Below are 11,593 nucleotides of genomic sequence, written 5' to 3' on the forward strand. Positions count from 1 at the left end.
CTAAGCTGCGTCCCGATTCGTCAGGGCGATGTGGCAGCAGCCGGAGCCGTGGCCCGGGGTCCAGGTGACATTGTCGAAACGCACGCCGGTCGCCTCGAACAGGCCGCGGTCGAAGGCGCCAGCGATGCGGCAGAGCGTGGCGAGCTTTTCGTCGCCTACGCCGGCCCCGACCCAGGCGTCCTTCAACGGGCAACGTTGAAGGCGATGCGGTCGTCGCCACGCTTGACGTCGGTCGGATACATCAGGCCGCCATCCGGGCTGATCGCCAGGAAGGCCTCGCCGATCGCGCGCGCATCGTTGGCGCCGAAGCTGGCGAAGGCGGTCGCTGCCACTTCCTTGCCGCGCTGCTCGATGGCGCGGATCATGATCGTCTCGGCCCTTTCGGCGCCCAGCTCTCCGGTCAGTTCTTCGAGGAACAGGCGGTAGAGATCGGCGCGGTTGCGGAAGGCGGAATCGAGTTCACGCGACAGCTTTTCGGCTCTGGTTTCGGGGTCGGTCATGATGCCTCTTGTCGAATGAGCCTGGGTGCTGCCGCCACCAGCGCTCTGCCGATGGCCGATTGTGGGGCGTCGATGACGGTGCGGGCATCGCCGCTTTCGGTAATCCGCCCGGCGTCGAGAAGGATGACGCGGTGGGCGACGGCACGGACGACGCCGAGATCATGCGAAATGAAGAGATAGGCGATCCGCTCCTGCCTTTGCAGGTCGAGCAAAAGGTCGAGGATCTGTCCGCGCACCGAGACATCGAGCGCCGATACCGCCTCGTCAAGCACGATCAGCGACGGTTTCGTGGCGATGGCGCGGGCGATGGCCACACGCTGCCGCTGCCCGCCGGAGATTTCATGGATGGCGCGCGGCGCGAGATCGGCCGTCAGGCCGACGCGCTCGAGCAAGGCGGCGATGCGGCGCGGGCGCTCGGCGCGGGAGGCGATACCATGGATGCGCAAGGGATCGTCGAGTACGCGCGCCACCGAGGCGCGCGGATTGAAGGCGGCAAGTGGATCCTGGAACACCATTTGCAGGTGCGCGCGGCGAGCGCGCAGGGCAGCGCCACGCAAGGCCAGGAAATCATCACCTTCGAAGTCGATGCGGCCGGCGTCCGGCTCGATCAGGCGCAGCACCAGCCGGGCGATCGTCGATTTGCCGCTGCCGGAGGGGCCGGCCAGCGCCAATGTTTCACCGGGCTCGATGTGAAAAGAGACATCGTCGACGGCAGCAATGGTCTTGCCGCCGCGACGGTAGCGTTTGGTGAGGTTGGATACTGCGAGCAGGCTCATGCGGGGAGCCCAGTCCGGTTCAGCAATGGCGCGGCGTCGAGGCCGATATGGGCGTCGAGCAAGGTGCGTGTGTAGGCTTGGGTTGGGGCGCCAACAATCCGCGCCGTCGTGCCAAGCTCGACCAGCCGGCCGTGGCGAAACACGGCGATGCGCTCGGCGAGTTCGGCGGCCAGCGCGATGTCGTGGCTGATGAACAGCAGCGTCATGCCATCCTCGGCCACCAGCCTCCGGATCAAGGCGACGATCTCGGCCTGCACGATGGTGTCGAGCGCGCTGGTCGCCTCGTCGGCGATCAGCAGTTTCGGTCCCGCTGCGATGGCCGCGGCAATCGCCACGCGCTGCTTCTGGCCGCCGGACAGCTGATGCGGGAAGGCATGCAGGGCGGAGTCCGGGTCGGGCAGGCGGACGCGTTCGAGCAGGATTTTGGCTTTGCTGAATGCCTGCGGCCATGAGAGGCTGAGATGGGTGCGGACGACTTCAGCGATCTGTTTGCCGATGGTCATCACCGGGTCGAGGCTGGCGGAGGGATCCTGGAAGACGAAGCCGATGTCGCGGCCGAGGAGGGGCGTTCCACTGCGAAAATGACGAAGTTGGCGCTCTACGGCGCCCCCCTCTGTCCTGCCGGACATCTCCCCCACTTGGGGGGAGATTGCGCTGTCGCCACCGCTTTCGCCAATCTCCAACGCTGCAGAGGGAGTGCCGGCGACGGAGCTGCCGATCTCCCCCCTTGTGGGGGAGATGTCCGGCAGGACAGAGGGGGGCGCCTGGGCACCCGAGGTTGGCTGTGTTTGCGAAAACCAATCGATGCGCCCATCGATCCCGGACGATGCCGGCAGCAACCCGGCAATCGCCAGCGCCAGCGTGCTTTTCCCTGAACCACTTTCGCCGATAATGGCCAGGCGCTCGCCAGCCGCAATATCGAAGCTGATGTCCTTCAGTGCCGCCACTTCGCGACCGTCGCGGCGGTAGGTCACCGTCAGGTCGCGGATCGAAGCGAGCATCGTCACGAAAGGCCTCTCCTGACCGCTGTCGTCTCGACGATGCCTTCACCGGCCAGATAGACGCCGAGCACGGTCAGCACCAGCGCGATGCCCGGGACGATCGACAGGAAGGGTGCGGTGCGCAGCACGGCGCGGCCTTCAGCGATCATCCCGCCCCAGGTGACCCGGTTGGGGTCGCCGAGGCCGAGGAAGGACAGCGCCGCCTCGGTGAGGATCGCGGCGGCGACGATCACCGACGACATTGCCAGCACTGGCGGCAAGGCGTTGGGCAGCACCTCGCGAAAGGCGATTTCCAGCGGATGCATGCCGATGGCACGCGCACTGGCGACATAGTCGCGTTCACGGATGGAGAGGACTTCTGCGCGGGCAATTCGCGCCGGCCCCGTCCAGGTGCCAAGCGCTATTGCCGCAACGACGACGCCGAGCGACGGCCCGACAACGCTGACGAAAGCCAGCGCCAGCAGGAAGCTCGGCACGGTCTGGAAAGCATCGGTGATGCGCATCAGCACCTCGTCGACGAGGCCGCCGGCAAAGCCGGCCAGCGTGCCGACCACCGCGCCGATGGCGAGTGCCGCTGCCGCTGCCGCCAGCCCGACGGCAAGCGAGGTAAGAGCGCCATGGAACAGTTCGGCCAGCACGTCGCGGCCGAGCCGGTCGGTGCCGAGCGGCAGCGACCAGTCCCGGAACGGTGGCAGCAGCGCCGGTCCAGCAATGGCTTGTGGATCGCCGGGGAAAAGCAGCGGCGCGATGAGCGCCATCGCTATCAGTGCGGCCAGAAGGATCGCGCCGGCGACCGCCTCGGGCGTGCGCAGAAAGCGGCGCAGCGGGCTCATGCGCCGGCCTCATTGGCGCCGACGCGCGGATCGAGGAAAGCATAGGCGATGTCGACGAGCAGGTTGATGACGATGACCAGGACGGCGCTGACCAGAATGATGCCGAGCAGCAGCGGCGTGTCGCGCGAAGCCACCGCTTCCTGCGCCAGCCGACCGAGGCCCGGCACGGAAAACACGCTCTCGATGACGACGCTGCCGCCAAGCATCTGCGCCGATTGCAGGCCGAGCATGGTGATGAGCGGCAGCAGCGCATTGCGGGCGACATGGGCGAGCACGATGCGGCGGCGCGAAAGCCCCCTGGCGCGGGCGGCCAGCACAAAATCCTGCCGCCAGACCTCGGCCATGCCGGCGCGCATCATCCGCAGATAGAGCGCGAGATAGATGAAGCCGAGTGCGGCCACCGGCAGGATGAGATGGATGGCGATGTCGGCGGCGCGGTCGAGGCCGGCCTTGTCCGAGGCCAAGGTTTCGATACCGCCGATCGGCAGCCAGCGCAGGTCGACGGCGAAGACGACGATCAGCACCAGGCCAAGCCAGAAACCCGGCACGGCATAAAGCGCCAGCGAGCCGATCGACAGGAAGCGGTCGCGGAAACTGCCGGGCCTGGCGCCGGCATAGATGCCGAGTGCCGAGCCGAGCCCGAAGGACAGCGCGGTGGCGCTGACCATCAACAGCAGCGTGTTGGGCAGGCGTTCGAGGATCACGTCGCGGATTGGCCTGGAGAAGGTCACCGACTGGCCGAGATCGAGATGCAGCAGCGCCCAGAGATAGTTGGCCAGCCGCGTCAGCTCCGACTGGTCGAGACCCCAGCGATGGCGCAGCAATTCGATCATGCCGGCATCGCCGCCTGTCGAGACGATATAGGCATCGACGGCGTCGCCGGGGGCTGCTTCGAGCAGCAGGAAAGTGCCGATGACGACGATCAACAGCACGAAGACGCTGCCGGCGAGACGGCGACGGAGAAGGATCAGGGCGCGGGTCATGGGGGCGTCGGCGGTGCGCGACGACTAAAGGAAATGTCGCGCGTGAGTGCCCCCCTCTGTCCTGGCGGACATCTCCCCCTCAAGGGGGGAGATTGGCTGTCATTTTTGGCTTCGCCAATGTTCAACGTTGAAGAATTCGCGGGACAGACAAGCTGCTGATCTCCCCCCTTGAGGGGGAGATGTCCGGGAGGACAGAGGGGGGTGTGACGAAACTCGGCCTTAGGCCATGTCTCACCACCGATTTCTTCGCGAACTTTCATCCGCGCAAACGTGTCACGATTCCAGATACGTGTCCGCCCAGTTCGACACGGCCCAGCGCGGGTTGTTGGCAATATTGCCCACCGTATCACGCGCGACGCTGATGAAACTCCATTCGGCGACGTTGATCAGCGGCAGGTCGGCGGCCACCTCCTTCTGGAACGCCTTGTAGAGGTCGGTGCGGGCCGATGTGTCGAGCGTTTCCGAGGCCTTGGCGATCAGCGCGTCGAGCGCGTCGTTCTTGTAGCCGCCCTGGTTGGAGAACGGCACGCCGTCGGGAATGCCGCTCTGCACCAGGATGGTGGTCGAGATCGCCGGGTCGCCACGGAACACCGGCGGGCCGACGGCGAGATCGAAGGCGTGGTCGGTGTAGACGGCCTTGATGTGCGCGGCGGAGTCGTTGTTGACCAGTTGCGCGTCGATGCCGATGGCCGCGAGCGCCTGGCGCAGATAGTCGCCGAACTGCTTGGTCTCGTTGAAATAGGGCGCCGGCAAAAGTTTGAGCGAAAAGCGCTTGCCGTCAGCGCCTTTCTTGTAGCCGGCCTCGTCGAGCAGGGCGTTGGCCTTGGCGACATCGAAGGCATAGGTCGGGACGTCGGCGGTGTAGAATTGCGGATCGTTCTTCGGCACCGGGCCGGTGGCGGTCGCGGCATAGCCGAGGAACACCGTCTTGACGACGAAGTCCTTGTCGATAGCGTGCGCGATCGCCTGGCGCACCTTCAGATCGGCCAGTTCCTTGCGGCGATGGTTGATCTCGACGACGAGCTGATAGGTCAGCCCCTCATAGCCCTTGGTGATCACCTTCAGGCCCGGCACCTTGGAGATGCGGTCGAGGTCGGCCAGCGGCACGGCGGAGAAGGCGGCGAGCTGGATTTCCTCGGCTTCCAGCGCGCTGGCGGCCGATGTGCGGTCGGGCAGCACCTGGTAGATGATCTCGTCGAGATAAGGCTCGTCCTTGCCCCAATAGTCGGTGTTTTTCGTCAGCCGGTAATACTGGCCGGCCTTGTACTCGCCGAACTTGAACGGACCGGTGCCGATTGGCGCGGTGTTGGCCGGGTTGTCCTCGATCTCGCCGACCTCATAGATGTGCTTCGGCACGACGCTCGACAGCGCCGGCAGCGCGTTGCGGATCAGCTGGAACGGCGTCGGCTTGCCAAATTTGAACACGGCCGTGAGTTCGTCAGGCGTCTCGACGCTGGCCAGATCCTTGAACACGGTGCGGCCGAGATTCTGCAGCGGCTTCCAGACCTGCAGCGCCGAGAAGGCGACGTCGGCCGAGGTGAACGGTTTGCCGTCATGCCATTTCACGCCCTCGCGCAGCTTGAAGGTGACGGAGAGCCCGTCGGCGGCGCCTTCCCAGCTCAGCGCCAGGCGTGGCGCAAGCCCGTCCTTGCCGTCGAAGGAGGCTTCGGCCAGCGTCTCGACGATCTTGCTGGAGATGAAGAAGACGCCATTGGAGGCGACGATCGCCGGGTTGAGGTTGCGCGGCTCGGAATCGGCGGCGAGCACCAGCCGGCCGCCCTTCTTCGGTGTCTGCGCCCAGCCCAATGTCGGCATGGCGGTGGAGGCGAGCAGCATCGCCGAGCCGGCAAGCATTTTGCGTCTGGAAATCGTGAAACCTGACATGATCGAACTCCGTCCTCTCCGCGACCCGATCGGCGCGACAACACCCCTCGGACGCCGGCATCGGCATCCTTGCCGCGGTGATTATGAGCCTTGCCGAGGGTTTCGCCAGAGACGGAATTGGCGCATCCTGGCTTGGCTTTGAAATTTTCGTCCGCTGGACCAGTTCAAGAGACCGGGTTCAATTCCATCTATCTGGTAGGACCAGATTTCACTGATAGACGATGGATGACGACTTGGTGACCGCAAAGCCGCGCCGTTGGCGCATTTCTGGCTAGACCAGAGCGGGCAAAATGGTGCAGATTTGATCCACCGCCAAGGGACCAGGAGCTGAACAGCGTTGATCCCAGGCAATTCAGGGAGAGAGAGATGAACATTGCGCCGGGCAAGAATGCTGTCAGCAATATCCCGTTCGAGCAGGCAAGGGTCGATCGGCTGATGGAGGAGGCCGGCATCGATGTGCTGCTCGCGACCTCCAAGCACAACACGCAATATCTGCTTGGCGGCTACAAATTCATCTTCTTTGCCGCCATGGATGCGATCGGCCACAGCCGTTACCTGCCGATCGTCGTCTACGAAAAAGGCGGCCCGGATCATGCCGCCTATATCGGCAACCGCATGGAAGGCGGCGAGCACCAGAACAATCCATTCTGGACGCCGACGCTGCACGCCGCCTGCTGGGGCACGCTCGATGCCGCGAACCTTGCTGTCGAGCATCTGCAGAAGATCGGCAAGGCCGGCGCGCGCATCGGTATCGAGCCAGGCTTCCTGCCGTCGGACGCCTACACGCTGATCCGCAAGGCATTGCCGGACGCCAAGCTGATCGATGCGACCGCGATGCTGGAAAGCATGCGCGCCATCAAGACCGATGCGGAATTGGAGAAGCTGCGCACCGCCTCCGAGCTGATCACCGATTCCATGCTGGCGACCATTGCCTGGGCGCGCGAAGGCACGACCAAGGCCGAGATGATCGAGCAGTTGCGGCGCGAGGAGACCAACCGCGGCGCACATTTCGAATATTGCCTGCTGACGCTCGGCTCCAGCCACAACCGCGCCGCTTCACCGCAGGCGTGGAAGAAGGGCGAGGTGCTGTCGATCGATTCCGGCGGCAATTATCACGGCTATATCGGCGACCTCTGCCGCATGGGCATTCTCGGCGAACCGGATGCCGAGCTCGAGGATCTCCTGGCTGAAGTGGAGACGGTGCAGCAGGCGGCCTTTTCCAAGGTCAAAGCAGGCACGCTCGGCGGTGATATGATTTCGCACGCCGAGGGTGTCTTGAAGGCGTCGAAGGTCGCGGCCTATACGGATTTCTTCGCGCACGGCATGGGCCTGATCACGCATGAGGCGCCGTTCCTGATGACCAACCATCCCGTGGCCTATGAAGGCACCTATGCGGCCAAGCCGCTGGAAAAGAACATGGTGCTTTCGGTCGAGACCACGATGCTTCACCCGACGCGCGGGTTCATCAAGCTCGAGGATACGCTGGCGGTGACGGAGACTGGTTATGTCATGTTTGGCGACCGGGGCAGGGGGTGGAACAGGGGTGGGGCGTCCTAATTGTAGTAAGCCAGGATTGCCATTTTTAGGCTCGGTACCACGACGAGCTCTCCGGACTGCTTTGTCGTAAAATACGAGCCAGGCAATTTTAGCGCCTCGGATATGGCTTTGTCCGTTTCGGGTGAGTTGTTCATGCACTGCAAAGATAGTGAGAAAAAGCCCTCTGGACCGACCCAGCCTTCCGGCACCGGCGTCTCCTGCCATTCCGCATAGCTGTGGTAGTAAGCGTTCCGATCTGTCGCTGGATAACCCCGACCCTGACGGGCATTTTGGAAAAACGACAACCCCTGTTGCCCAATTGCGGAAAGTGTCTCATCGGTCAGGTCGAAAATGACTCCGCCACATGCCTTCCTGAGAAGCGGCACCGCGTCGCTTCCCTGTGTGTTGACGCGGTATGTCTGTATTTTATCGGGCAGTGCTTTCGTATAAAAAGCATCTCTGTAATGGTCCCATCCAATCCAAAGTGATAGCGCGGCCACTATCGGAATTATCACGAAGTACCGGCGCAAGAATATATTCCTTTTCGAGCGGGCAATCAGCTGGCTTCCCATGGTTTCGCCTCGAAGCCGGTTATTCGAAGGCGTTTATGTGCAAATTTCCACGATGTGAAAATCTATGCGCCCGCCGGCAATAGCCTGAAATCCGGCAACTCCCGCAGCACCAGTTCCGGCCCGGCCGGCGAGTAGACGACAAACAACTGCATCGGCCCGTCGCCGGTATTCAGTGTCGAGTGAAACCGGCTCTCCGGCACGTAGATGGTGCAGCCGGGGCCGACCTTCGCCACCACCGGATTGCCTTGCTCGTCCTCGACCATCTGTTCGCCATGGCCCGAGATGACGAAGATGATTTCCTCCGCGCCCGGATGGTTGTGGCGGGTGTGGCCCTTGCCGGAGGGCAGGTCGACGACGCCGCCGGAAAAGCGCGTCGCGCCATTCACTTCGGGCGCCACGGTCAGTGCCAGTCTGCCCCAGTCGAAGCCGAAGGCGCTGACGTCCTTTGGATAGACAAACACCTTACTCTTGTCGGTCATGGTCTCATCACTTCTTTTTCTTTGGCTTGGTCTTCTCACCACCGAGCGTCACCGCCTTGAAATCGGCCGTCTGCCTGGCGATCGCCGCTTCCGCCGGCAGCCGTTCCATCGAGCTCGCGCCATAGAAGCCGTGGAGGCCCTTGGCGCGAGACAGAACGTAACGGGCATCATCCGGCATGGAGATCGGCCCGCCATGGCAAAGCAGGATGACGTCCTTGCGCACCGAGCGGGCGGCCTCGGCGATGGCGTCGATCGCAACCACGCAATCGTCGAGCGACTTGGCCGAGGTGGCGCCGATCGAGCCGCCTGTCGTCACGCCCATATGGGCGACGACGATGTCGGCGCCGGCCTTGGTCATGGCGCGCGCCTCGTCGGGATTGAAGACATAGGGGGTGGTGAGCAGATCGAGCTTGTGCGCTTCGGCGATCATGTCGACCTCGAGCCCGAAGCCCATGCCGGTCTCTTCGAAACTCTGCCGCATGGTGCCGTCGAACAGGCCGATGGTCGGGAAATTCTGCACGCCGGAAAAGCCCATCGTCTTCAGCTCTGCCAGAAGCAGCGGCATGATGACGAACGGGTCTGTGCCGTTGACGCCGGCCAGCACAGGCGTGTGCCTGACCACCGGCAGCACCTCATAGGCCATTTCCTTGACGATCTCGTTGGCATTGCCATAGGCGAGCAGGCCGGCGGCCGAGCCGCGCCCGGCCATGCGGTAGCGGCCGGAATTGTAGATGATGATCAGGTCGATGCCGCCGGCCTCCTCGGCCTTGGCCGACAGGCCGGTGCCGGCACCGCCGCCGACGATCGGCACGCCCTTGTCGATCATTCCCCTGAATTTCTTGAGTATGTCCTTGCGCGGTATGGCGGGCATTTTTTTGAACCTCAGTGTCTGGCTATGTCGAGGAAGGCGGCGGTTGCCGCCCTGGCGAATTCGGAGTCGTTGATGTGCAGCGGCAAGCGCGTGACGCGACGATTGGCATTCGGCTTGATGGTCCGCTCGATGGCTTCGAACAGCACGGCATCGGCCTCCGGGTCGAAGAAGGCGCCGCCCTCGATGTCGAGCGCCGAGACACCCTTTTCCGGAATGAGAAAATGCACCGGCCCCTCGCAGAGGGCGAGCCTGGCGCCGATCCATTCGCCGATCGTGCGGCATTCCTGCGCCGTCGTGCGCATCAGCGTGACGTTGGGATTGTGCTCGTAGAACAGTCTTCCTCGATACCGTTCGGGAATAGCCGACGGCGCCCAGAAATTGACCATGTCGAGGGCGCCGACCGAGCCGACATAAGGCAGGCCGGTGCGGGCGATCGCGCCGAAGCGATCTTGCGTTGCCGGCAGCACGCCGCCGAACAGGAGGTCGCAGACTTCGGTCGTGGTGATGTCGATGACGCCCGACAGCAGGCCGCTGTCGCCCAGTTTTTCCATGCTGCGGCCGCCGGTGCCGGTGGCGTGGAAGACCATGCAGTCGTAGGTCAAGCGAAGCTGGTCGGCGATGGCCGTCACACAAGGCGTGGTGACGCCGAACATGGTCAGCCCGATCGACGGCTTGCCATCGGGCGGCGGTGCCGGTCTTGCCGCCATGCCCGATATCGCCTGGGCGGCATTGTGCAGCACGACGCGGGAGAGCCGGTTCAGCCCGGCCATGTCGGTCACCGATGGCATCATGATGATGTCGGAGACATCGACATAAGGCGCCGTGTCGCCCGAGGCGAGCGTCGAGACCATGATTTTCGGCAGGCCGAGCGGCAAAGCGCGCATGCCCGATGTGATGATCGATGTGCCGCCGCCACCGCCAATGCCGATCATGGCGGCGATATCGTTTCGCGATTGGACGAAGCGGGTGAAGGCGACGCCCATGGCGGCAACCGCGGCGCCACGGTCATCGCCGCCGAGCACGGCTGTGCCGCCGTCCGGATGATGGCTGGCGATTTCCTCCGCGGTAACATCGACGGGTATGGTTGCATCGCGCGTGCCGACATCGACGCGGGAAACGGCGGCGCCGGTGGCGGCAATCGCATCGGCCAGGAAGGCGAGCTCCTCACCCTTGGTGTCCGCGGTGCCCACCACATAGATGCGCTTCATTGGCGCCTTCCAAGGTCATTGCAAATTTTTGAGACGCGCGTATCATATTGATATGGATGTCTCACGTCAACGACCCGCTGCAAGCGGCGACACCGAGCGGAGAAGCGGCGAGGCCGCCGAGCGCGGACCCCGGGCGCGGACAAAACGGCTGATGCTGGAGACGGCGACACGGCTGATGCAGGCGGGCGTCACGCCGTCGGTCAGCGAGGTGGCGGAAGCCGCGCAAGTCTCCCGCGCCACCGCCTATCGCTATTTCCCGAGCCAGGCCGCTCTGGTGCAGGCTGTCGTCGACGAGGGGTTGGGACCAATCCTGACCTGGCAGTCGACCTCTCTCGATGCCGAACGCCGGGTCGCGGAATTGTTCGACACGGCCATGCCGCGCATCGAGGCTTTCGAGGCGACGTTCAAGGCGGCGCTGAAGTTGTCGCTCGATCAATGGGCACGACGTCAGGCTGGCACGCTGGGCGGCGAGCCGGCCTTCACGCGCGGTCATCGTGTCGATCTGCTGCAGCAAGCGATCGCGCCGCTCAAGGGCCAATTGCCGCCGCGTGAGTTCAAACGCCTTGCGCAGGCGCTGTCGCTGGTCTTCGGCGTCGAAGTGCTGATCGTGCTCAAGGACATCTGGGGCCTGGACAGCGGCAAGACCCTGGCCGTCGCCCAGTGGGCGGCCTCAGCGCTGGTGCGGCAGGCGCGACTCCGGACGCCATCCTGACCAGCGGCGGTGGCGGCGTGAGTTGGGCATGGAGGAGGGCTGGACGAAGGCGGATGCAGGATATGAGACTTCTCCCGATGCGGACCGATTGGGGGGGGCGTCGAGGGCAATCCAGGGCGGTCGCCGCGGTAGCTCGGAGCGAATCTGGTTCGACCAGATTTGAAGGTCGGCGATTTCAATAATTTTGGGGATTGGCGTTTTGCGAACGGGATGAAGGTGGAGAACTGCCAAAAATGAA

13 protein-coding genes are annotated in these 11,593 nt (G+C 64.0%); 2 read left to right on the forward strand and 11 right to left on the reverse strand.

Translation table 11 applies throughout. From position 1 onward, the window contains the following. The 7 genes from JN279_RS38185 to JN279_RS09830 all read right to left on the reverse strand — a co-directional run bounded on the left by JN279_RS38185 (position 1) and on the right by JN279_RS09830 (position 5,977). Complete coding sequence (locus JN279_RS38185; RefSeq protein ID WP_244734493.1) at positions 1-186, reverse strand: hypothetical protein; 186 nt, start codon at positions 184-186, stop codon at positions 1-3. Then, positions 183-500 (reverse strand): hypothetical protein, encoded by a 318-nt coding sequence (locus JN279_RS38190; RefSeq protein ID WP_244734495.1) that lies wholly within the window; start codon positions 498-500, stop codon positions 183-185. The genes JN279_RS38185 and JN279_RS38190 overlap by 4 nt, the downstream gene beginning before the upstream one ends. Further along, entirely contained in the window at positions 497-1,276 is a 780-nt protein-coding gene (locus tag JN279_RS09810; RefSeq protein WP_096450413.1) for an ABC transporter ATP-binding protein, read from the reverse strand. Before JN279_RS09810 ends, JN279_RS38190 begins: the two co-directional genes overlap by 4 nt. Continuing rightward, on the reverse strand, positions 1,273-2,283 hold the full coding sequence (locus JN279_RS09815) for an ABC transporter ATP-binding protein (protein ID WP_274608677.1): 1,011 nt from the start codon (positions 2,281-2,283) through the stop codon (positions 1,273-1,275). Before JN279_RS09815 ends, JN279_RS09810 begins: the two co-directional genes overlap by 4 nt. Further along, positions 2,280-3,110: an ABC transporter permease gene (locus JN279_RS09820; RefSeq protein WP_096450411.1), complete on the reverse strand. Its 831-nt coding sequence runs from the start codon at positions 3,108-3,110 to the stop codon at positions 2,280-2,282. Before JN279_RS09820 ends, JN279_RS09815 begins: the two co-directional genes overlap by 4 nt. Further along, positions 3,107-4,093 (reverse strand): ABC transporter permease, encoded by a 987-nt coding sequence (locus JN279_RS09825; protein ID WP_096450409.1) that lies wholly within the window; start codon positions 4,091-4,093, stop codon positions 3,107-3,109. Before JN279_RS09825 ends, JN279_RS09820 begins: the two co-directional genes overlap by 4 nt. 273 nt (positions 4,094-4,366) lie before the next feature. Continuing rightward, positions 4,367-5,977, reverse strand: a complete 1,611-nt coding sequence (locus JN279_RS09830) for an ABC transporter substrate-binding protein (protein WP_202352635.1) — start codon at positions 5,975-5,977, stop codon at positions 4,367-4,369. A gap of 366 nt (positions 5,978-6,343) precedes the next feature. Between JN279_RS09830 and JN279_RS09835 the strand changes: the two genes are divergently transcribed. Beyond that, a complete protein-coding gene (locus tag JN279_RS09835) occupies positions 6,344-7,534 on the forward strand; it encodes a M24 family metallopeptidase (protein WP_202352636.1) in 1,191 nt (396 codons plus the stop codon). On the opposite strand, the gene JN279_RS09840 is transcribed toward JN279_RS09835, so the two are convergent. From JN279_RS09840 to JN279_RS09855, 4 genes are all read right to left on the reverse strand, one after another. Continuing rightward, positions 7,531-8,085 carry a hypothetical protein gene (locus JN279_RS09840; protein WP_202352637.1) on the reverse strand — a complete coding sequence of 185 codons (555 nt, stop codon included), beginning with the start codon at positions 8,083-8,085 and terminating at the stop codon, positions 7,531-7,533. The genes JN279_RS09835 and JN279_RS09840 overlap by 4 nt on opposite strands. A gap of 62 nt (positions 8,086-8,147) precedes the next feature. Beyond that, the gene (locus tag JN279_RS09845; RefSeq protein ID WP_096450401.1) at positions 8,148-8,564 is read right to left on the reverse strand and encodes a cupin domain-containing protein; all 417 of its coding nucleotides are present in this window, start codon (positions 8,562-8,564) and stop codon (positions 8,148-8,150) included. 7 nt (positions 8,565-8,571) lie between these two features. Continuing rightward, on the reverse strand, positions 8,572-9,435 hold the full coding sequence (locus JN279_RS09850; RefSeq protein ID WP_202352638.1) for a phosphoenolpyruvate hydrolase family protein: 864 nt from the start codon (positions 9,433-9,435) through the stop codon (positions 8,572-8,574). A gap of 11 nt (positions 9,436-9,446) precedes the next feature. Then, the gene (locus tag JN279_RS09855; protein ID WP_202352639.1) at positions 9,447-10,643 is read right to left on the reverse strand and encodes a Tm-1-like ATP-binding domain-containing protein; all 1,197 of its coding nucleotides are present in this window, start codon (positions 10,641-10,643) and stop codon (positions 9,447-9,449) included. A gap of 52 nt (positions 10,644-10,695) precedes the next feature. Here JN279_RS09855 and JN279_RS09860 point away from each other — a divergent pair, with 52 nt between their 5' ends. Next, positions 10,696-11,355 carry a TetR/AcrR family transcriptional regulator gene (locus JN279_RS09860; protein ID WP_202352640.1) on the forward strand — a complete coding sequence of 220 codons (660 nt, stop codon included), beginning with the start codon at positions 10,696-10,698 and terminating at the stop codon, positions 11,353-11,355. The last annotated feature ends 238 nt before the right edge of the window (positions 11,356-11,593 follow it).

Origin of the sequence: Mesorhizobium sp. 113-1-2, from assembly GCF_016756475.1 — a bacterium.
Taxonomy (GTDB): Bacteria; Pseudomonadota; Alphaproteobacteria; order Rhizobiales; family Rhizobiaceae; genus Mesorhizobium; species Mesorhizobium loti_C.